Genomic DNA, 21755 nt, shown 5'->3' with positions numbered 1-21755 from the left:
TTGTTAATATATGGTCAGTTAAGATAGAAAGTAAGTTGAGGTTGATGTAATTTTAATATCGGTCTGACTCTCTAAGAATTACTTGAATTTCACGATTTCTTATAAATCTCTTGTTTTCTCTCATCACATTAATGTTGCAGAAAAATATTAAGATTTTAAAAGACTGTTGGATTAATAATACAAGCATCTAAAAAGCAAAATTCCGTTAGAAATCAAGTCATTGCCCTAATCTCTAACGGAATTCAATAAAACACTTTAAATAGGCCTATTCACTAGCCGTGGCTACACTGGCCGTTGTCTTTGTAGGAATTATAAAACTGAGCAATATTCCGATCAAAACACAACTTATGACCCCTATCGCTCCATATAAGTAGCCGGTAATGTCGGTCTGAGTCTTGAACAAATAAGTGACCATCGCACTACCCAACAACCCAATGATAGCACTGGTCGCATTGGCACGTTTCACAAAAATAGCCAGTGCAAATACCCCAGCCAAGCCACCGCCGAATAAACCGAGCATCTCTTGGAAAAAATCAAATATATAATCTACATCGGCAATCGCTATCAACATGGCGGAAGCCGTCCCGATTACTCCAATAAAAATGGTGATACTCTTAGCCAATCGGAGATTCTGAGCATCAGACAAAGCCCCTGCAATCTTAGGATGAATATCCGTTACATAAGCAGAAGATATACTGTTCATACTACTGTCCAAAGAGGACATACTTGCAGCAAATAGCGCCGCAATTACGATCCCAGCCAAACCATTGGGCAAATGGTGGACAATATAAAACGGAAGTAATTCATCTGGCTTATTGGAATTGATAATGCTGGGATTGTCTATGTAATACACAAATAAAGTAGTCCCTAGTCCAAAAAAGATTACTATGCCTGGCAACATCAACAAACCATTGGTCCATAAACTTTTAGCAACTTCCTTTTCCGATTTCACCGTCAAGTATCGCTGAACCACGGTTTGATCTGATGTGTATGGAATAATATTGAGGAAGAAAAAACTTACCAAAGCTACCCAAAGCACCAATTTAGAAGGATCCCATCCCAAATGAATCATTGAAAATTTATCAAAATTAATTCCCTGATGAATAATTTCTGTAAATCCGCCATCGATATGTAAGGACGCTATGATAATACAGCAGATCGCGCCACCAATCAATACAACCACTTGTATAACATCGGTCCATATTACTGCTTCAATTCCCCCCATCATGGTGTAAATAGTGGAAATCACTCCCATGATTACTATACAGAAATAAATATCTAATCCAGTGACCGAAGCAATGGCAATCGCCGGCAAATAAACCACAATACCCACTCGCGCCAACTGCATCAATATAAAAGTGATACTGGCCATGGTGCGGACATTGGCATTGAATCGATGTTCTAAATATTCATAGGCTGTCGTCACACTTAATCTTCGGAAAAATGGAACATAATATCGAATGATCAATGGAACAATAGCCAATATCATCAAAGACCCAATGGCCAAAGTCCAATCGGTTGCATACACTATAGCAGGTATGGCCATAAATGTAATGGCACTTAACTGCGTCCCATAGATACTCAATCCAGCCGCCCACCAAGGAATTCGCTGGCCTGCCAGAAAATAATCCTCCGTAGTATTTCCTCGTTTCGAAAAGAAATACCCCATGTAGAGCATTCCGAGTAAGTAAACGAGTAAAAAACTCCAATTCCATACTCCGAATTCAACTGAATTGTTCAATAAATACACCTTTGATGACCTTACTCCTGGTCCTGATTCTCCATTGGGAATGACCCAATCCCCAGCCCATTGCGTACTTGGCAAGGTTACCCTAGAACCACCAGAAGGCATATCTCCTACTTTGACATAAGTCTTGCTCAAGGTGTTGTAAGCCAATATTTCTTCTTTAAAACCGGGATGACTCGCCGGATCAGTATGAGCAGCGGTAGCTTCATCTAAACCTCCGGCAAAAATGATGTGATTTTGTCCCATTATAGGAGCGGGATTGGGTCCAGCTGCTACCGATCTAGGTAGATCGGACAAGGTATCCCACTCCGCAGTAGCAGGGTCAAATACATAGGCATCCTTCAACATGGTTCTTCCACCACTTGCTTTGTCAGCGGCCGTCACATCGATACCACTAAACAAATAAAACAATCCATCTTTAGATGCTGATACGGCTAACATACGGGCAGCACCAGGCCATGGTTCTAATTTTTCCCAAGCGAGTTCCTCTTGATTTTTTGATAAATCCAACCGGTAAAACACTTTTTCAGGTCTCCCTGTAGGAGAGGATAATCCACCAGCCACAAATATTTCATCGCCCACTAGTGCTCCGGCCATATTCGCCAATGGAATCGGTAGTCTAGGATAATTGTCATCCACAGAAATCCGACCATCAACATATTGAAGTGCGAATACATCTCCATAGTGGCCATCAGCATTGCTTCCCCCGATGACTATTACTTCATTCTGATAATTTACGGCAACTCCATAAGCCAACGGTCTCGGTAAACTTTCATTGACTAGCGTCCACTGTCCTTCTTTGTCCTCTAAAACGTAAATATTATCATACCATTTCTTCTCTCCTCCTTCCCATGGCTTGGCCTCAGGAAAATTAGCTCCCCCCATACATAACAAAGCACCATTACTCACTCCTGCAAACATTCCTGCAAATCCCTCTTGATCGGGAATGGCAGATAATTCTTTCACACTCAAAGTATTGGACTGAGACCAAACACATGACAAAGAAATTAGAAGAATGAGTAAGGATAGTATAGATCTTTTCATGGTTTGCTTAATTTTTTATGACAATGATTCAATATAAATAATATGGACTCTGCCCGGGCCGGGTTCACCCATCCCTCCCGTAACATAAATGGAATTAAAATCCTTAGAAAAACATAAATTACTCGTAGCGGGAATTCCTGTTTCCGCACTGCCTATCCATTGACCGTCCCCGTCAATGATCTGCAAAGCATTCATACCGTAATGTGCTACCCATAGTCGTCCCTGCTGGTCAAAAGCGATGCCATCTGGCAAATTTGCCGTAAGTGGCAAATGATTTTCGTCCAATGGGCGAGGATTAAAGGGTAAAACCGTGAAAACTTCTGGTTTGCCTTTCCCTTTACCAGGACCAGCTAATTTGACTCGCAATATAGAGTTACTATGACTTTCAGCAATATACAACCACTCGGATTGAGCGTCCAATGCAATACCATTGGGGTAATCAACATCGGTAGCAATGACTTCTTCTCTACCATCCCAACCAACGAAAAAAACCTTGCCGTAGTGACGGATAGAGTCCGTAAAGTAAAATCCTTGTGACTCGTCAATCGTTAAATCATTGGGCGAATAGACTTTTTCTCCCGCGCACAATCCAGCTACCCAAGTCTTGATCTTCTGTCCATAGGCATTGAATTGGACAATTTCATGATGGGCTGTTTCACAAACCAAGTGACTTCCATCAGACAATATTCGCTGTCCATTGGGGCAGGGGGATTGCGCCCACTGTCTAGGAGGGTTGCCTTTAGACACCTTCATTATATAGCCACCAGTAAGGGTTGTGAAATACAGATTGCCTTCTGTATCTAATCCTGGTCCTTCAGTATAATAATCCAAATCCAAGTACTTTTCCCACCGTGTGGCTACTGGACTATTCATCGATATTTTTTTCAAAAGGGAACAATGGTTTTCGACGATGATGGTAAGTGAGCTGAGTGGCATCTGCTCGTGTCACCCCTGGGGTATCAACTCGTATCATGGAAGCGCACACTGGCCCATAGGCAGCGATAGGGGCTTGAACCCCCTTGGCCACCAAAACATCAAATCGTGAAGGCTGAACATCAAAAGTAGTTAATTGACTTAAACTAAAAGGAGGCACTCGTTTTGATATAAGCATAATCACTGACCGATTCTCCGTCTCTACAATGACTATATCTCCCATATTATACTGTACCTGCCCACCGTGTCTTGGCTCACTTTCTTGAAATACTCCATTTTTAATGGCCAATATATTTACCCTCATTTCTACTGGACTTCCGTGTAGGTCATCTGATTTGCCACCCATAGTTAAATCGATGGACTCTCCCTCTCCTAAAGCCATACATTCTTCTACTGCTGTAGGGTCGTAAAGGCAATAAAAATATGTCAAATCATTTTCTTTGTTAAGGGCATGGAGTAAGATCGTCGCATCGCCTGGAGAACCTCCACCTACATTATCCCCCATGTCTAAAAGCAAAACAGGTTTGTCCATTTGCTTAGCAGCGATAACCGATGCATGGGCATCTATTCGTTCGCCGACAAACAATTCTTTATTGGATTCCAAATAATCGGTCATGGCTTTACCGATTTCATTGGCCTTGTCGACATCGTTATCTGTAACCACAATAAAAGAACTTCCCATTTTTTCTACATCAGAATATGGGAAACCAAGAATAACACTTATCGACAAAACCGAATCATCTTGTAAGTATTTATCCGCTAGCTCATACAATGCCTTACATGGATAATCACTGGTAAACTGTTGTTCTATGCTTATAGAAACCCGACTTTGACAGAGCACAGATGTCAGTTTTCTCTTTTCTACCAGATTCTGCAACATTAATTTAGCCGCTTTTCTACCTGTTTCCCGTTGATCCAAATGCGGATTACTGCTATAAGCAACAAGAGCGTTAGTTGCATCTACCATGGCAGGGCTCACATTGGCATGGGGATCCAAAGTACATACAATAGGAACATGGTCACCGACCAATAATCGAACCAATTTCAACCAATGACCATCCATATCGGGATAAGTTTCAGCAACAGCAGCCCCATGAGGACAGACCATTATTCCATCAAAACTTCCTGAATCCCTCAGTGCCGAAACCATTAATTCCAACAATTTTTCATAGGTTTTCCTAGTCAATTTTCCGCCCGGTGTGGCTTCGGCATATACCAATGGTACAATTTCGATATCAGTCGAATCAAATACTTCGAGGATCCCCCCTATTTCATGATGAGCATCGGCGTATTCACGGCGAATATCCTCACCAAACATAAGATGACCATCTTCAAAATTTTTATAGGTTGTCGGCTGAGCCAAAAAAGTATTTGACTCATGATATATACCGATTAATGCTACTCTGGTTTTCATTTTTTATAAATATTATTTAAGGCTTAGTGAATTCACTAGCTTTTAAACTGTAGGATTTCATCTGCGTTTATATAAATAGACTGATTATTTAGATACTAAAAAAAGCAGAATCTTCTTTTTTCAGAGAAAAAGGGCATCCTAATTATCCTTTCTCACTCTTGTCCATTGCAATCACTTCCACTTCAAATTTCAACAATTGACCTAGGCAATTCATTATTGTGGTTCTCGCTGGATAAGGGGGATTAAAGTATTCTCGGTATATTTCGTTGAACTCTTTAAGATAGGCTTCGCTACCTACAAAGTTTCTCACTTGAACCACGTCGTCCAAAGTAAGACCTGCACCTGCCAACACCTTTTTGACATTCTCAAAAGATCTCCTACACTCACCGGCAAAAGTATCCACTACTATCTTACCTTCTTCATCCACTGAAGCTTGACCAGAAACGAATACCCATTCTCCTACTTTCAAAGCTGGAGAAAATGGCAAATCACTGGCAGGAACGTTTTCTCCTGTTATTACTGTTTTTTTCATTCTATATATTTTACTAGAATCGCTATGGATTCATTTTTTTTAAATTATTATTCTTAATGCGAGGTTATAAAACACCGTATTTTTCATAGGCAGCAGAGGCTTTCATCCCCTGCTTGATAGCATCACGACTTATGTTTTCATCGTTAACTTTTTTCATAGCCAATTGCAAAACCTCTTCCTCTACATGGTGAGGAATGACCACTACACCATCGGCATCAGCAAATACGATATCGCCAGGGCATATAGATACTCCACCGATAGCTACTTCGACATCGACATCTACTACTCGTTGTCTATGCTGGCTATCGTAAGGAATTTTTGCGGTGGCAAAAACGGGAAATTCCATTTGCCTCATCTTATTGACATCTCGCACTCCACCGTGGATCAAAGCACCATTACAACCCGAATTTTGGGCTGCAGTTGACAACAATTCTCCCCAAATACCAGATCTCAATGAACCTCCGGCTGCTGCAATGATAATATCGTCGGGCTGACATGAATCCACAGCTTGCAACTCCATAGTATAAGGACTGGGATCCTTGTGAAACATATCGACCCAAAGAGTCGTCTTAGCTCTACCGACCATGGTCTCCATCCCTGTACAATCGATAAAAGGCAAAACAGGAGATTGATATCTAAACCCTATGCTATCCAAAGCATCACAAACAACAGCTACATAGAGCTGCTGCCTTATTTCATTAAAATTGATTTTCATTTGATGTATTTAAACGGGTTGATTAAATTGAGCCGCTGCTTGGAACTGATCTAAAACTCGATGCAACTCAGCCTCTGACCAAATTTTATTAGTATTCCCCACTGGTCGTACTGCTGGCCCTATATCTATTTGATAAATGTGTTGCATTGCTTGGCGAAAGAAAGTCCATACATTCGGTAAAAATTGGAATATCAATCGTTGAAACTCTAACATAAAACTTCGTCCCAATTCAAAGTCTCCATCCATAAAGGCATTTCTTACATAATTGCATTCTTTCCACCAAAAATTATACATAGAACCGATAGCTCCTACTGTACCACACAATGTGGAGTGACAAAGCAATTCATCTGCTCCACTGAACAAACGCAATCGCTCTCCAGCATGATTGTGAACAGCACTGATGGTCAACAGATCTGTAGTGGTAAGTTTCATCCCAGCCACTTGAGGCATCTTCATCAATTCATCTATAAAAGACTCAAGATTTCCTTGGATAGAATTATTCCCTAATTGATAGGGGAAAAATGGCAAATCAGTGGATTCTGCTATTTGGCGATAATGTTCCAATACCATGTCGGCACCACCACCAAAGTAAATAGGTCCTACAGAGGAAACTGCACTGGCTCCCGCTTTTTGGGCATGTTTGGCCAAGGCCGATGATTCTGTTGATGTCATAGAACCTACTTGTACCATGACTGGAATTCTTTTCGCCACTGTTTGCAACACCACATTGGCCACTTCTTCCCTTTGTGCTTGAGAAAACAGAACTCCTTGCCCTGTAGATCCCAATATATACAAACCCGGCACTCCTTCAGTTACCAGTTTATCAGTCAATTTTTCAACTTCTTTAAGTGATGGATTACCCGATTCATCTAAAGGGGTAAACATTGCTGGCCAAATACCTTGAAATATACTATTCATAATCACGTCTTTATTCAATATTATTTATGTAGAATATAATTTTTTACTTTTTCAATGTTTTCGAAAAATGGATTTCCCTTTTCGACCATACGGTCGATAGAAGTCTCATCTTTGAAACCGTGTCCTGTAATCAGACATACAATATGTTGATCTCCTTTTATCAATCCTTCTGACCTCGCCCGAATAGCCCCTGCCAGAGCAACAGCTCCTGCGGGTTCGCAATAGATACCTTCTAATCGAGCCAACTCTCCTTGAATTTTAAATATCTCTTCATCAGTGACCAAATGGCCATCACCGTGCAATGCATTACACAGCTCAATGGTTTGATTTCCATCGATAATATTAGGCACTTGCAGACCACTGACTTTAGTCACACTTTTTGAAATAGCTGTTGCTGTTCGCAACTTTTCCTTTAGTGGTCCTGCGATGGTATTATTCCCTTCCGGTTGCACGCAGTGTAAAGCCGGTAGCGAATATTCCTTATTCTTTTCTTTCCATTTTAAAAATCCTCTACCGACGGCCAAGGTCAAACCCCCACCTCCAGAAGGGGAAAAAACTTTCACATTATCCTCCGGCAATTCTTCTGCTATTTCAAAGGCAATGGATTCGACTCCCTGCATACCTTCAGGCGAATAAGCATAGGCACTTATTTGCACTTGGCTGTTCATAGAAAGAGCAAATGCTTTCAATTCATCGAAAGTGTTTTTGCTAATTTCTTCATCCTTACCAAAACCTTTAACCATAAGGGTTTCTGCACCATACAATCGCATTTGATTGAGTTTACCAGCTGGCGCTCCATCTACCACCACAATGTAACATGGCATATTGGCTCGTGCACAATAGGCCGCCAATGCTGCACCGGTATTGCCACTCGAAGTAGCTAAGCACAATTTTGACTTATTTAACATTAAATGCGATATCGCACTGGCTGCATACCGATCTTTATAAGATCCCGTAGGATTCGAAGTTTCCAATTTGAAATACAAATTTGGGATGTTGTATTTCTTGCTAATGCGATCTGATCGCAACAAGGGGGTATTTCCTTCCCCCATGGTCAATTGAGTCATGTCGTCCGCCGTCGACCAATATTCGTTATATTTCCAGATACCTTTCAAAACTGATTGGGGAATTGTAAGTTTTTTAATGAATTACGATTAAATCCGTGGCTGTAGCCACCATCTACCTGAATGACAGTTCCCGATACAAATGAAGCTTCCGGACTACTCACCCAATATATGGCATTGGCTATTTCGCTGGATTGTCCAGATCGTTTCAGTGGAGTTTGATCTGCCATACTGGCTTCCATTTTTCCACTTAAATTTTCTCCATCTTCAGAAACAAAATCATCGCTCAAGCTAGTGAGTACATTGCCTGGGGCTATAGCCACTACCCGTATTCCAGACCGACCATAAAGAGAAGCCAACTCAAAGGTTAAACTCTCAATTCCACCTTTGCATACGGTGTAAGCTGGACTGGTTCCCCCGGCTTTTACAGACATTACGCTCGATATATTGACGATCACGCCTTTGCGTCCTTCACTTTCCATGACTTCAGCCACCCATTTACTGAGAAATGCCGGCACGGTTAAGCCGATCTTTATGGTTTTTTCCCAGCGATCAATGGCCATTGACCTCATAGTCTCATGACTTCTCCAAATGGCATTATTGACCAGTACATCAATAGCATTCCACCTGCTCACACATTCTTTTACCATAGACTGAGCATAGGTCAAATCCATTAAATCTCCGGGAAACAATACAAAATCATCTACTGACATACCGTCCGAAACCAAGTCTGCACTTAAAGATTGTAAACCAGATTCATCTATATCACTGAGTAATAGTCGATAATCCTCTCGAGCAAATCGCAATGCCGTGGCTCTTCCAATACCTCCAGCTGCGCCAGTGATTATGGCTACCTTTTTATCTTTATTCATATATCATTCTTTTTCCTTTTTCTAAAATGGGTAATATCCCTGCTAAAGCATCCCCTTTGACTACATTGGCTTGTTTGCGAAGTAAAAACACAACCCCACTCTCTACCGCTCTGACAGCTTCTCGATGTCCATCAATATGATGCACATGGCCCAAAATATCACCCTCTTCAACCTGGTCATCCAGATCTATGGCAGATAAAAAGATACCGTCTATTTTTGCGGGATGCATGATTTGTAGATGACCGCTTTGATCTCGAAAGTCCTCGACAGTATATACAACCCGATCTTCTAGGTTGGAAACCATACCCATTTGGTCTAAATAAGCCATCACATGACAACAACCCTCTACCAACTCTTCAACAATAGAATGTTTACAACTACCTCCTCCGCCGTACTCGGTATATATCGCTGGGACATTGGCATCTCGAGCCACGCTCAGTGTCCGACCTTCGAGATTGGGCGATGTCCCCCATACTATTGGAAGATTAAACACTCTGGCCATATTGCGTTGATGTTCCAACACTTCAGCTTGTGGATGTAATACATATCCGGCCATTGCAGAGATTTCAAATAAAACCCCACCAGTATGCATATCAATTAAAAAATCGACGGTTTGAATCAGTGAGGAAATCTCAAATGCGATGGACTGACTAATGCTTCCATCCGCTATACCAGGACATGTCCGAGCCAAATCCAATTGATCTTCAGCCGTTCGGCTATTATTGACAAAGGCCGGTAAATTCACAATTGGAACCAAAGTTATTTTACCCGATAACAACTTTATATCGTTTTCCAATAACTCAATCAATTTCCCAACGGCCATTATAGGCTCGTACTCATCTCCATGGACACCAGCGATGATCAATAAATGATGACCTGGTTTTCCAGAATCGAAGGAAATCGGATTAATATGTTTGAAACGATGATTCAAAATATCTTCTTTAGTTAATAAAACAATTCTTTGATTTTAATTTTCTACAATGACTCACTGTAGATCCAGTCCTTATCCAATTGAGTTACATGGGTCACCGCCAATCCTTGTTTTTTTATTTGGCTGCCGGCACAATAACTCAACATAACCTTATCCTCCAAAAAGTACATGGCGATATAGCAATACCAACCATCGGGATCTTCTTCTATATTTTTGGTATACGTCCAAGTTTCACCTTCGTCTTTAGAAACCGCCATGGTCAATGGAGTTCGTTTTCCCTTAATATCGGGATTGGAACCATCGTTGTTGTTCCACACCAAAAGCCAATCTCCACTACCGGGAATTACTTCAATTGTCGCTGGTGAAACAGGGGATGGAATATTACTCACCTCATATGGTGACCAAGTTTCCCCTTGATCAGAGGAATAAGTCTTCTGTTGAAATCCACCACTTGCTCTGATATACATCATGACCCGACCATCTGAAAGTTCGATCAATCCTGGCTCTTGGGTTGTAATCTCATAAGGCCGAGGTACTTCCTCACTTGAAGTCCAAGTAACACCATTGTCATCGGAATAATAACTGTATAAAGATCCCACTCCACTCCATTCTCCACCAGGTACCTTATGTAAAGCAACGGCCATCATCAGGCGACCATTTTTTAATTGAATCACCCGATCATTGTTCAACACAAAATATCCAGGCTTATCGGTAATACAAGGGATGGCCTCACTCCAAGTCTTGGCTTCATCTTTAGATATTCGCATCATGGGAATGCAATCTTCTGTTGAATTTTTTCGCAAGTAAAAAAGAGCAATATCACCATTTTGTAATCTCAGTAAAGAAACCGACATCACATTCATCCCTCCTTCATTGGGCACGACGATTTCATCGTTATCAGTCCAGGTCTGTCCACCATCACTTGAATACCTAGCAGCCAATGAAGCAGGAGCATGATCACTAGTAGAAGTCCCCACGTATCGACTGTATATAAACAAAAGTCGTCCATCGTTTAACGATATAAAATCTCCTTCACTATTGCGCGGATTATCCTCCGTTGGCGATAGATCTAACGTAATTTGAGGCTCAACCAAAGCTTCTGGAGTTGATGGCTTTTGACCACAAGAATATAAACCAGCCAATAGAACAAAAAACAAAAGAGACTTCAATCCATTTTTAGATTTATCAGTCATGCGATTAACTACCTTCAAAACCATTTTTATTTTTTTAAAATTTATAATTAATGTTTGCCTTCGTAATAAGGTCCACCACAAGTAGGTGCATTTTCATCAAAAATATCTAGTCGTTTAAACATCGTTCTGGCGATTTGCTGATGTCCAAAGCCATTGGGATGCAATCCATCGTTAAGCCATTTCTTGAAGACAATTGCTTGAGAAGTTTTCTGAATTTCTTCTTCCCAGTAAGCATAGTTATCGACCAATACTACATTTTCTCTCGCAGCCACATCTCTAATGACGGGGATGAAGGTTGGAAAAGTTTTTCGCTCAGGATGGTCGGCTACAATGATTACGTTGGGCGTATGTAAAATGGGGATACTACCCCCTGCCCTCATTTGTCGGATGAGTTGACTTAAATTCACAGAAAATTTTTCAATATTCATACCTGCCCTTGCACAATCATTGGTACCGATCATCAAAGACACTACGGTCGGTTTAAATTGATCAATCCGCCAAGTGTAATCGTCCAAAATATTCTGGGTTGTATTCCCACTAATCCCCGTATTGATCACAATATTCTTTGAAGTACTAACCTCATATCGAATTCGCTCTTGAAATACCTCAACATAGGATCGATAACCATGGGTATGCTTGGCTCCATGAGTGATACTATCTCCGGTAAACAACCATATGCTAGGTTGCTTAGTGAGGATCAATTTTTTGATTTTATCCAAATCATCTGATGCCGTATTCAATTTATCGCTATCCATCTTATTAAACATAGATTTGGCCCATGTTGGCAATACAAGGGGAATTGACATCGCTGCGGTTGAATTATGGAGAAAACGTCTTCGTTTCATAATGTACTTCCTTTTTGATTTTGTTCCAAAGGGCTATCCACTTAAATAGTTACCTCCTTAGATTCAGAAGAATTTTCAATCCCTAAATAGGCCTTCAAATTATTCATCTCCTTCTCCAATGCCTTTGTGAAAATATTTAAATCATTGCTGTGCATAATAAAATTAGCACCTAATTTGGCCCACTCCATTTCTACATCATATCCAATCTGATCCCATACGTGAATCCCTACACCTACATTGTGGGCGCGTCCTTTTTGTATGATGGTTTGGATAGCCTCCTTAAACTTGGGATGATGATAATCTTCTGGAATTCCCAGGCTACAGGATAAATCATGGGGTCCGACCAATACGGCATCCAATCCTTTAACCTTCAATATTTCATCTAAGTTATTGATAGCTGGGACACTCTCTATATTGACAATCAATACATTATCCTGATTTTGATTGTCGGCGTATGCCTCCAACTCTGGCTCAATGGCCACATTGTTATATATAAAGCCATTTAATCTTTCTCCTTTTAAAGGTTTGTATTTAACCGCACCGACCAATGATTTGACTTGTTCCACAGTCTCCACATAAGGAGCGATAATCCCTGAGGCTCCTCCATCTAATACCATAGATACTTGATATGGATCAGGGGAAGGAATTCTTACGACAGGTGCTATTCCATGCTTAGAATACAATTTACACATCGTACTTACCTGTTCTCTACCTAACGGCACATGTTCGGTATCGATAAATACTAAATCCATCCCCAATGAGGCCAATACACCAGGCCAATAGGTGGATTGCGATACCATACAGGTTCCAAATACATAGTCGCCTTTCTTAAATGCTTCTCTTATCTCTCTTCCTTTCATAATTATTTTTTTTACACTTAATTAAAAACACAAATTAATATTTAAGTGCATTTGTCATTTATTAATACCTGTTTAGGTCAATTTTTACTCCATATATAGGTCCTACTCTTCTATCGTTGAGGGTGGGTACCACAAAGACATTGGATCAGGTCCCAATCCTGTCTTAATCACATGGACTACTTTCAAGGTTTGTAAATCCACTACATGAACTCCGTCAGAATCTTCTTTTTTAGACTTTATTCGTTCGGAACCATTGGGTAAGATCTCAGGCTCCAAGGAATCTTCACATCCCACAAAAGCATAGCGTTGATCTGGACTCACTTCTATTCCTATGGCATAATCACCGACCTTTATCCTCTTAATCTCTTTCTTTTTTTCTACATCGATCACCGTCAAACTTCCCTCTTTCTGCCATCCTGCGACCAAAGCTCGCTTACCTCCATCTATAAACACAATTCTCACCGGCATTCCCGGACAAGGAAGATTCTCCACTGCCTCCCAAGTAGCCACATCAATAATGGTTATACTAGCCCCTGTCTGATTCAAAGCCCACAGAAATCTACCATCTGGAGTAAATGCCATGCCTTCTACACCTTTACCAGCGGGGATTTGTTTAATCAATTTACCCGAAGTCCGTTCAATCAATGAGATATTTTCAGATACAATATTTGCTGTCAGCAAGTACCTAGAATCTGGTGATATATACACCATATGAGAAATCTTGCCATGAGTGGGAATCTTTCTAGTAATTTCTTGTGTTCTAGTATCCACCTCAATAACATATCCCGATTGACCGGCAGTGAAATAGGCGTAAAGTCCATCTGGGGAGATGGTTACCCCATGAATTCTACCAACCTCTCCTGTGGAAATGGTTTTCACCTGCTCTCTCGCCTGCAAATCAACCACCAATATTTGATTACCTGGGGCCTCATAACTACTCAAATAAGCAAAACGTTGATCGGGGGTAATGGCGATTTCATGAGGATTATTGCCAATGTCAATACTCTCTAACACCTTTTTGGTCACTGGATTCACATAGGAAAGGGTATTGGAGTGTTTATTGGCCACAACCAATACTGGATCAAGGTCTTTCTCAGTATATACCTCGTCCATGGAATATCTTTTAATTCGGATATCAAATCCAGGTTTGGCATCGGCTTTGAAATAATATCCCAACAATACATAATCATCCACAGCGTGAATAGCGGTGTAGGAATAAGTAGCCTCCGGTGAATATTCAACATTCTGAATATGTTGCCAGGTCTTTCCATCATCTTTGGACACAGCCATGGTCAGAGGAGAACGTTTGGTCTTAAAATAACCCGGTCCAGATTCTCCATTGTGAATCCAAGCCATAAATAAATCACCTGTCTGAGGTAATCGCTTTATAGAAGTTGGAGCTATTGGGGCGGGCACATTTGTTTTTTCAGCCAAAGTCCAACTATATCCCATATCCTTTGAAAAACTTCTCATCATTTTTCCACCACTGGCACGAATAAACATCATCAGTGAACTATCTTGCAATTCTATTAATCCAGGCTCCTGGGTAATGTGTTCACTCGGACTGGGTACAGCCCTGCCTCTGATCCATGTCTGCCCATCATCGTCAGAATAATAACATCTTAATTCTCCAGAATTACTCCAAATTGATTGAGCGGTTTTATGTAAAGAAACTGGCACTAGGATCCTCCCGGATGAATGCTGTATGACTCTGTCATTATTAGTTACAAAATATCCAGTTTGATCTTCAATAATGCTCTTAGGCTCACTCCAAGACTTGGCTTCATCGGTAGAAATTCTCACATAAAGTGTGCAATCATTCATTGAATTTTTTCGCATATAGAACAATGCAATATTCCCATTATACAACCTCAACAATGATACGGACATAACATTCATGTCCCCTTCTCGATCCACAATTAAATGATCTTCCATTGACCATGTTGCACCATTATCCTCAGAAAACCTTCCCATTAATTGAGCTGGTGCATGATCACTGGTCGACTGCATAAATCTCGAGTAAACAAATAAAATTCGACCATCCTTTAGTGTCACAAAGCTTCCTTCACTATTTCGAGGATTGTCTTTAGAAGACAAAATATCCAATACCGTATTAGAGTCCATATCCGTATTCTGCGCCGTCACATTAAACACAATTAATAAAGACAAGATACTCGGCAACAATAAATTCAAATTACTTCCTTGAAGCTTTATTCTTAATTGCCTAATTAATGAAAACAACATCCTTTCTAAACACCTTTTTATTTTACAAACCATCTTAATTGATATTTTTCTTCGCTTTTAATAAATTTCAAAGTGTATGGATCCACTATCCAACGACTGACACTCCCATCTGTCCGCAACATTAACCAACCAAAATCCCAGCCTCCACTTTCATACTTTAGGGGAATACTCGGTTTCACCCTAACCAAAGGATGTGAACCAGCACAGAATATTTTACTTTCTGAGTAATAATAACAAGAGCCACATTGGATAAAAACTTCATGATCCATTTTGTAATCATCTTCCCCCAATAGATCTCTGCATAAGTTTGTGACCCCAACTTTCACCTCCATTCCGTTTGAAAAAGCCTCTTCCAATACCGAGAGTGAACCCCTTAACACCTCGCCTAGACCATCATTAACAAAAACCTCTTCCCAGGAATCATCAACAAAAAATCGATAAGTGTCAAAATCATAGACAAAGTTACGACTGGGCGCCAGACTGTCTTGATCCCAATCTTTTATAATATTGTATCGCGCCATTTCGATATGGTCATCGACTTTGCCATTAGATTTATCTTCCTTTTCTAAATAGGGTCTGGCTATTCCTTGACTTCCGTCTTGATTATACATAAAAAATGACATAGAAGGACTCGTCCCAAAGCCTACCGGAGGATTTATCGGCACACGCAATGTCACAATTCCAGCAGTCCATTCATTATTCAAGAGATAAGTCACCCGATAGTCGGCAACTTCTTTTACCCATTCATTGTTATCCGAATGGATATCCACGTGTTCATTGTGTCTAAATTCAGTATAAATTCTCAAATCAGCTCCATTACTAATAGCGTCTACCAAGGATTGATGATCTCCAGCAACTATTGTCCGATCTACATCTAGGGTTAGGACATTTTTCCATTTTTCTCTATTCATCCTCATAAACGCGGTAATTAATCTCTATTCTCTTGTTTTTATTAGTATAATGTAATTGTAGTTCTATATCTATTTGTTATTCATACAAATAACTCGTATTAAATTTTGAAATATTAGTGACCGACAACCCGGTTCCCGCGGGTCTATTTCCCGCGCAATAACTCAGTAAAAATTCCTTATCGTTGATAAAATGTATGGCTGTATAACAATACCAACCGTCTGCATCATCGTGGATGGTTTTCACATTCTTCCAAGTCAATCCCTGGTTCTGAGAGATAGCGATATTGAAAGGACTTCTCTTATTGCGATAAGTTCCCCCCTTTACACCATTATTATTCCATACCAAGACTAGATCATTGGTATTGGGAATGGTTTCAATACTAGCTGGTGACAAAGGAGATGGAATATCTGTAGGCTGGGCATCTGACCAAGTCTTTCCCTTGTTTTTGGAAATAGATTGGTATTGAACACCGGCATCCGTTCGAATAAACATAAGCACATGTCCATTATTCAATTCAACCAATCCCGGTTCTTGAGCAGTTATATCATCAGAAATTTTAATGGCATTTTTCTTTTTCCAAGTCTGTCCGTTGTCGTCAGAATAATAACAATAGATCACCCCTTTATTATTAAACTTATGTCCAAGATGATTATTCGCTTTTTCCTTGGATTCATGCAAGGCCACAGGTAATAATAGTCGTCCATTTTTCAATTGGATCACTCTATCGTTGTTCAACACATAATACCCTGGATAATCAGTAATACAGGATATTGGATCACTCCATGATTGCCCCTCATCTTTGGATATACGCATTTGAGGAATACAGTCGTTAATAGAATTTTTCCTTGCATAAAACAAAGCTATATCACCATTTTGCAATCTCAGCAAGGACACTGACATCACATTCATAGCACCTTCATTCTCCACCTCAATCTTATCTGAAGCAGACCATGTTTCACCGTTGTCATCAGAATATCGAGAAGCCAAATGAGAACTTCCAAAATCACTGGAAGATTTTCCCATAAAATGTGAATAAATGTATAAGATCCGGCCATCTTTTAGGGTTATAAAATCCCCTTCACTATTCCTTGGATTATTGGGCCCTGGATTCAATTGTAAGTTGACTGTAAATGGCGTGTTATCCTGTCCTTGCACGGAAGAAATAACCAACATTAATAACAGTATAAATATTCCAAATCTACATTTCATATAACTAGCTTAATTTTATTCTATACCAAGATGCCTTATCAGCCCATTTCCCCTTAATTCTGCGCGACAATGCCACAACGATTTCATCTAAATGGCCATGCTGCATAACTTTGAAATTAGAAAGTTCAACATTTTCACCTTCATGATCAACATGACGGCTATCGATGGTAACCACAGATTCCTTGATTACACCAAAATTTTCTTCATCTACTCGACCGATAACCAAAGGGTTTCGGGGATGATTGGCATAAGAGTTTTTCTCCAACAAATTCCCGATCCAATACAAATCCCCCGTCTTATGAGATCGGAGCAAGGTGGAACAAGAAGCCGGGGTAAAGAAATTTTCACCATTGGAGAAAGTAAAAGGTTTCGGTGTAGACCAAGTGCGACAATAATCATCCGAAAACGAAAGCCAAGTATAACCCGGCAAATCGGGCTTTTTATAATTGGATCCACGCAACACCATAGCAAATCGACCTTTGGGTGACAATTCCGTTATCGAGGGTTCAAATAAACCTCTCGTAGATAAATGGTGATCAATTCTCAACCAATCCCCAAAATTCCAAATTATATCTTTATTATCCTTCGTCCATTTACCGACCAACACCCCTGAATCGCCGAATAGAAATGCATCGGCAGGATTGTATATTTTCTGATTAACTTCATCCCATGGATGCAGATTAATAGGAACCAATATCTCCCCATTGGATGCTTTGACAATGGGACAGGTGAAAGGCATCGTATAACCATTTCTACCTATTTTTACAGCCTTCATAGGTTCTTCCCAAGTATGGCCTTCGAGTATAATCAAACGAAATTCTGAATAAGTCTTTCCCCCATCATTGGAGATCCTATACCAGTTCTTATATTGAGGAGACCCACTACCGGTATCTGGAGTACCCGGCGTAGAAGCAATAATCTGTATAATGTTTTTACCTTCTCGATATACCCCCTCATTTACAGCTCCCAATCCATTCAAGTGTTCAATTCCTACAGTACAGCGTTCTTCCTGATCGGAATAAAAAACTTTCATCATTTCTGGGATCTCAGGTGTTCTAGGGTATTGAGTAAATACAAATTCTGACGGAACAGGTCGATACCCAGCATTTGTTGAAGCATTAACAAATGCTACTTCTTTATCCAAAACCGTTATTGGATTATTGTGGCTGACTAGATTTTTGTCTTTCATAAACTGGCAGCCGACCATAGGAAGGGAAAGTATGACAGGTAGTTTCCTTAAAAAAGAACGTCGATTTTTGGAATCAAAGCTTAGACTCATAGCAGTATTCTTTTTATTTCTTTCGTTAAATTTTCAGCAATAAGTTCATGTCCTGTATCATTGGGATGACAACCATCCAACATCAATCCATCGAAATCTTGACCAGTGTTCCTTTCGTAATCGAGAAACAACTGATAATTATCTTGCAAACCCAATTTGTATGTTTTAGCCAGCCTTCGAACTACCTTTACATATTGGAACATTCGTTCATTTTGAAAATCTGGATAATTACTTCCAAGTATATTGGGAGCTATCAAAACTATCTTTACATGTTGTGCAAGTAAACTTTCGATCATATAAGTCAGATTTTGACGATAGTCTTTCAATGCTATTCTAGATTCACCTCCTTTTTCTTTTGCATCGATATAGGCATCATTGGTACCAAATCCAATGGTCACCAAATCTGGATGTTGATTTAAAACGACTTCTTGAAAGCGATCCATTCCATGTTTTATTTTAAACAAATCATTGTCTTGGATACTTCCTGAATGACTACCTGGAATACCTTCGTTGATGACCTTAGCTGAAATACCAATCTCAGACAATAAATGTGGTAATCTTTGGGCAAATACGCTCTCTATGGTTGCCCTCTCGGCGGTAATGGAATTGCCAAAAGCAATAATTTTCATTGGGGACTTATCTCTTAACAAACCAATAGAGTGACTACTGTATGAATGTACAGTTAAAAGCAAAATATAAAATATGGAAATAACATTCCCCATTTAAATGGCTTTATCGTTATTCTGTTATTAAATCTTTTTCATTCAATTGCATTCTCAATCCACCTTGCATTGTAGTTAACCACAATACGCCCGGACTTAACTCAAAACAATATGGATAAGACAACCAAGTCTTACCAGAATCTTCATTTTGATGTGCATATGATTTAGCAATTACTTGCGGTTCAGTCCAGGTCTTCCCTTCGTCTTCCGAAAAGGCAATGGATAACTCTTCTCTATGATTGCTACTTTTCACTTCTGACCACTGTCGATCCCCACCTCTCAATGGATAATAATCTTTGCCCTGAGGATACAGTCTATTCCAGATCAAAACCAATCGACCACTGCTCAATCTTTTCAAGATACCTGGGGCCGAACTCGCATCGATACTTGTGGGTTTTAAATCTTCCCACGTTATGCCTTCATCCGAAGAATAGGCTTCCCAAAAACTACCCCAATTGGTTCGTATTAATTGCCATATCCGTCCATCTTTTAATTGTTCAATCGTAGACTCTGTTAATCCACCATGGTGACCGATACCTCCCATATCCAATATATTACTGCGCTCCCATGATCTGCCATCGTCCCGTGAGGTATAAGTCAATACCGTATGTCTTCCCGGATTGTGCCGCATCATCATTGAAGTGAATACAACATTCCCACTCGTAGTTTCTATTATATCTCTATTGGCTCCAGTCCATTCATTGTGAAGTTTTTGCAAATCCTGCCAAGTTTTTCCTCCATCTAAACTCCGGATTACATAAGTAGGTAATATGGCTCCTGGACTATCTGATATTTTGGCATCCCAGTTCCAATTTTTCTTTTCCGCCAAATTCATAAAGGCCAATATAACTGTACCATTTGATGTATTTATGAGTGTTCCTTCATTAGAAACTTTAAAAGGTTCGTTGTCTTCAAACATCTTATATTCCTCCCAAGATGTACCATTATCTGTACTAATGAGACTTTTTTGCCCTTCTATCGTTAAGATATTCCCGTTATCCAAATGAATAAATGGTCCCATTTTCATATTGGATATTTCTTGTGCAAATGCGGGAATCCATATACCATTGCTAGTAACTTTACCCTCTACCCCATGAATGACTTGTGCTTGTACTTGATTTACAAAAAAGCTGCACAAAAAAACAGCTGTAGAAAATATCCCTCTAATATTCATTTTTCTTATGCTTTCACTATTTCAAAAAATCTTTTTCCAACAATTTCACTCCTAAGAATCCTCCAAAATTGGCGTAGGTTGTAGTAACCCATAATTCACCTGGTCTAGCTTCAAAAACTCTAGGGTAAGCGAGGTTTTTAGTTTTACTCTCGTCAGTGACTTTAGCAAATACAACAGGATTAGACCATGTTGTACCATCATCATCAGAAAACATAATTGACAATTCTTTTCTATGATTACTATGAGCCACCTCTGAGTGCTGTCCATCACCACCACTCAGAGAATAAGAAGATTCTCCTTCAGGATATTTTCGATTCCACACCAAAACCAATCGTCCGCTAGACAATCGCTTCAATAACCCAGGAGCCGAAGCCATATCAATCTTCGTCGGTCGAATATTTTTCCACAGCAGCCCTTGATTGTCTGAATAGGCTTCCCAAAAGACTCCCCAATTGGTGCGCATTAACATCCATATTCTCCCGTCCTCCAATTGTTCGATGGTTGATTCAATGACCCCACTGTGGTGACCAACCCCACCTCTATCGATAACGTTGGATCTTTTCCAATTGAATCCATTGGTTTTAGAAGTATATGTGATTGTGGTATGATGACCAGGATTGTGACGCATCATCATTGAAGTAAAAATAATATTGCCCTCTTTAGTTTCTATTATATCTCTATTGGCTCCAGTCCATTCTTCATGTAACATTTGAAGATCTTGCCAAGATTTACCACCATCCAAACTTCTAACAGTATAGGTTGGAATTCTGGCACCGGGAGAATCAGAAATGCTTGTATCCCAATTCCAATTGGCTCTTTCTTTATTATTGGCAAAAGCAAGAATAATTGCCCCACTACTGGTTTTTAATAATACCCTTTCGATACGAATATCAAACTTTGCAGAATCTTGAAAGATGGAATAGTATTCCCAAGTCTTCCCTTCATCCATACTGATACAACTCATATTTTTCTCGACCGTCAATATTCCACCATTGTCGAGTCTGACAAATGGACCGGTCTTTATTCCTACCAGCTCTTCAGCCTTTTCATGAATTAAATAACCATGGACTGTCCTTTTGGACAAAGGACTCTGACCAAATGCAGAAAAACAAAGTAAAATAAGCACTACCGTATTATAAAATTTCAT

General features: G+C 39.9%; 19 protein-coding genes. All 19 read right to left on the bottom strand.

Going from position 1 to position 21755, the window contains the following annotated elements; all coding sequences use genetic code 11:
• Positions 1 to 265: 265 nt before the first annotated feature.
• Entirely contained in the window at positions 266 to 2791 is a 2526-nt protein-coding gene (locus tag LVD51_RS08465; protein ID WP_236970785.1) for a sodium:solute symporter family transporter, read from the bottom strand.
• Between the two features lie 15 nt (positions 2792 to 2806).
• Positions 2807 to 3664 (bottom strand): SMP-30/gluconolactonase/LRE family protein, encoded by an 858-nt coding sequence (locus tag LVD51_RS08460; RefSeq protein ID WP_236970784.1) that lies wholly within the window; start codon positions 3662 to 3664, stop codon positions 2807 to 2809.
• Positions 3657 to 5138, bottom strand: a complete 1482-nt coding sequence (locus LVD51_RS08455) for a M81 family metallopeptidase (RefSeq protein ID WP_236970783.1) — start codon at positions 5136 to 5138, stop codon at positions 3657 to 3659. The genes LVD51_RS08460 and LVD51_RS08455 overlap by 8 nt, the downstream gene beginning before the upstream one ends.
• Positions 5139 to 5280: 142 nt before the next feature.
• Entirely contained in the window at positions 5281 to 5670 is a 390-nt protein-coding gene (locus LVD51_RS08450; RefSeq protein WP_236970782.1) for a RidA family protein, read from the bottom strand.
• Positions 5671 to 5734: 64 nt separating this feature from the next.
• The gene (locus LVD51_RS08445) at positions 5735 to 6385 is read right to left on the bottom strand and encodes an RraA family protein (RefSeq protein ID WP_236970781.1); all 651 of its coding nucleotides are present in this window, start codon (positions 6383 to 6385) and stop codon (positions 5735 to 5737) included.
• A 9-nt stretch (positions 6386 to 6394) separates the two neighbouring features.
• On the bottom strand, positions 6395 to 7303 hold the full coding sequence (locus tag LVD51_RS08440) for a dihydrodipicolinate synthase family protein (protein ID WP_236970780.1): 909 nt from the start codon (positions 7301 to 7303) through the stop codon (positions 6395 to 6397).
• A gap of 20 nt (positions 7304 to 7323) precedes the next feature.
• Positions 7324 to 8418 carry a pyridoxal-phosphate dependent enzyme gene (locus tag LVD51_RS08435; RefSeq protein ID WP_236970779.1) on the bottom strand — a complete coding sequence of 365 codons (1095 nt, stop codon included), beginning with the start codon at positions 8416 to 8418 and terminating at the stop codon, positions 7324 to 7326.
• Positions 8415 to 9239 (bottom strand): SDR family NAD(P)-dependent oxidoreductase, encoded by an 825-nt coding sequence (locus LVD51_RS08430; protein ID WP_236970778.1) that lies wholly within the window; start codon positions 9237 to 9239, stop codon positions 8415 to 8417. Before LVD51_RS08430 ends, LVD51_RS08435 begins: the two co-directional genes overlap by 4 nt.
• A complete protein-coding gene (locus LVD51_RS08425) occupies positions 9232 to 10170 on the bottom strand; it encodes a succinylglutamate desuccinylase/aspartoacylase family protein (RefSeq protein WP_236970777.1) in 939 nt (312 codons plus the stop codon). The genes LVD51_RS08430 and LVD51_RS08425 overlap by 8 nt, the downstream gene beginning before the upstream one ends.
• 44 nt (positions 10171 to 10214) lie before the next feature.
• A complete protein-coding gene (locus tag LVD51_RS08420; protein ID WP_236970776.1) occupies positions 10215 to 11387 on the bottom strand; it encodes a sialidase family protein in 1173 nt (390 codons plus the stop codon).
• A gap of 23 nt (positions 11388 to 11410) precedes the next feature.
• On the bottom strand, positions 11411 to 12208 hold the full coding sequence (locus tag LVD51_RS08415) for an SGNH/GDSL hydrolase family protein (protein ID WP_236970775.1): 798 nt from the start codon (positions 12206 to 12208) through the stop codon (positions 11411 to 11413).
• A 41-nt stretch (positions 12209 to 12249) separates the two neighbouring features.
• Positions 12250 to 13068 carry an HpcH/HpaI aldolase family protein gene (locus LVD51_RS08410; RefSeq protein ID WP_236970774.1) on the bottom strand — a complete coding sequence of 273 codons (819 nt, stop codon included), beginning with the start codon at positions 13066 to 13068 and terminating at the stop codon, positions 12250 to 12252.
• A gap of 102 nt (positions 13069 to 13170) precedes the next feature.
• Positions 13171 to 15345 (bottom strand): exo-alpha-sialidase, encoded by a 2175-nt coding sequence (locus tag LVD51_RS08405; RefSeq protein WP_236970773.1) that lies wholly within the window; start codon positions 15343 to 15345, stop codon positions 13171 to 13173.
• A complete protein-coding gene (locus LVD51_RS08400; protein WP_236970772.1) occupies positions 15330 to 16229 on the bottom strand; it encodes a hypothetical protein in 900 nt (299 codons plus the stop codon). The genes LVD51_RS08405 and LVD51_RS08400 overlap by 16 nt, the downstream gene beginning before the upstream one ends.
• Before the next feature lie 70 nt (positions 16230 to 16299).
• Positions 16300 to 17433 (bottom strand): sialidase family protein, encoded by a 1134-nt coding sequence (locus LVD51_RS08395; RefSeq protein WP_236970771.1) that lies wholly within the window; start codon positions 17431 to 17433, stop codon positions 16300 to 16302.
• Positions 17434 to 17437: 4 nt separating this feature from the next.
• Positions 17438 to 18712 (bottom strand): sialidase family protein, encoded by a 1275-nt coding sequence (locus tag LVD51_RS08390; protein ID WP_236970770.1) that lies wholly within the window; start codon positions 18710 to 18712, stop codon positions 17438 to 17440.
• Positions 18709 to 19341 (bottom strand): SGNH/GDSL hydrolase family protein, encoded by a 633-nt coding sequence (locus LVD51_RS08385; protein WP_236970769.1) that lies wholly within the window; start codon positions 19339 to 19341, stop codon positions 18709 to 18711. The genes LVD51_RS08390 and LVD51_RS08385 overlap by 4 nt, the downstream gene beginning before the upstream one ends.
• 109 nt (positions 19342 to 19450) lie before the next feature.
• Positions 19451 to 20608, bottom strand: coding sequence for a sialidase family protein (locus LVD51_RS08380; RefSeq protein WP_236970768.1), 1158 nt, complete (start codon positions 20606 to 20608; stop codon positions 19451 to 19453).
• A 16-nt stretch (positions 20609 to 20624) separates the two neighbouring features.
• A complete protein-coding gene (locus tag LVD51_RS08375) occupies positions 20625 to 21755 on the bottom strand; it encodes a sialidase family protein (RefSeq protein ID WP_236970767.1) in 1131 nt (376 codons plus the stop codon).

The organism is Membranihabitans marinus, assembly GCF_021729155.1.
Taxonomy (GTDB): Bacteria; Bacteroidota; Bacteroidia; order Chitinophagales; family Saprospiraceae; genus Membranihabitans; species Membranihabitans marinus.
The sequence above is the reverse complement of the archived record's forward strand: the minus strand, read 5'-3'. Positions and strand labels throughout refer to the sequence as shown.

Bases quoted from the DNA above. Each gene is read 5' to 3' on its own strand.
- LVD51_RS08465 (WP_236970785.1), bottom strand. From the start codon at position 2,791: ATGAAAAGATCTATACTATCCTTACTCATTCTTCTAATTTCTTTGTCA.
- LVD51_RS08460 (WP_236970784.1), bottom strand. From the start codon at position 3,664: ATGAATAGTCCAGTAGCCACACGGTGGGAAAAGTACTTGGATTTGGAT.
- LVD51_RS08455 (WP_236970783.1), bottom strand. From the start codon at position 5,138: ATGAAAACCAGAGTAGCATTAATCGGTATATATCATGAGTCAAATACT.
- LVD51_RS08450 (WP_236970782.1), bottom strand. From the start codon at position 5,670: ATGAAAAAAACAGTAATAACAGGAGAAAACGTTCCTGCCAGTGATTTG.
- LVD51_RS08445 (WP_236970781.1), bottom strand. From the start codon at position 6,385: ATGAAAATCAATTTTAATGAAATAAGGCAGCAGCTCTATGTAGCTGTT.
- LVD51_RS08440 (WP_236970780.1), bottom strand. From the start codon at position 7,303: ATGAATAGTATATTTCAAGGTATTTGGCCAGCAATGTTTACCCCTTTA.
- LVD51_RS08430 (WP_236970778.1), bottom strand. From the start codon at position 9,239: ATGAATAAAGATAAAAAGGTAGCCATAATCACTGGCGCAGCTGGAGGT.
- LVD51_RS08420 (WP_236970776.1), bottom strand. From the start codon at position 11,387: ATGGTTTTGAAGGTAGTTAATCGCATGACTGATAAATCTAAAAATGGA.
- LVD51_RS08415 (WP_236970775.1), bottom strand. From the start codon at position 12,208: ATGAAACGAAGACGTTTTCTCCATAATTCAACCGCAGCGATGTCAATT.
- LVD51_RS08410 (WP_236970774.1), bottom strand. From the start codon at position 13,068: ATGAAAGGAAGAGAGATAAGAGAAGCATTTAAGAAAGGCGACTATGTA.
- LVD51_RS08405 (WP_236970773.1), bottom strand. From the start codon at position 15,345: ATGGTTTGTAAAATAAAAAGGTGTTTAGAAAGGATGTTGTTTTCATTA.
- LVD51_RS08400 (WP_236970772.1), bottom strand. From the start codon at position 16,229: ATGAGGATGAATAGAGAAAAATGGAAAAATGTCCTAACCCTAGATGTA.
- LVD51_RS08395 (WP_236970771.1), bottom strand. From the start codon at position 17,433: ATGAAATGTAGATTTGGAATATTTATACTGTTATTAATGTTGGTTATT.
- LVD51_RS08390 (WP_236970770.1), bottom strand. From the start codon at position 18,712: ATGAGTCTAAGCTTTGATTCCAAAAATCGACGTTCTTTTTTAAGGAAA.
- LVD51_RS08385 (WP_236970769.1), bottom strand. From the start codon at position 19,341: ATGAAAATTATTGCTTTTGGCAATTCCATTACCGCCGAGAGGGCAACC.
- LVD51_RS08380 (WP_236970768.1), bottom strand. From the start codon at position 20,608: ATGAATATTAGAGGGATATTTTCTACAGCTGTTTTTTTGTGCAGCTTT.
- LVD51_RS08375 (WP_236970767.1), bottom strand. From the start codon at position 21,755: ATGAAATTTTATAATACGGTAGTGCTTATTTTACTTTGTTTTTCTGCA.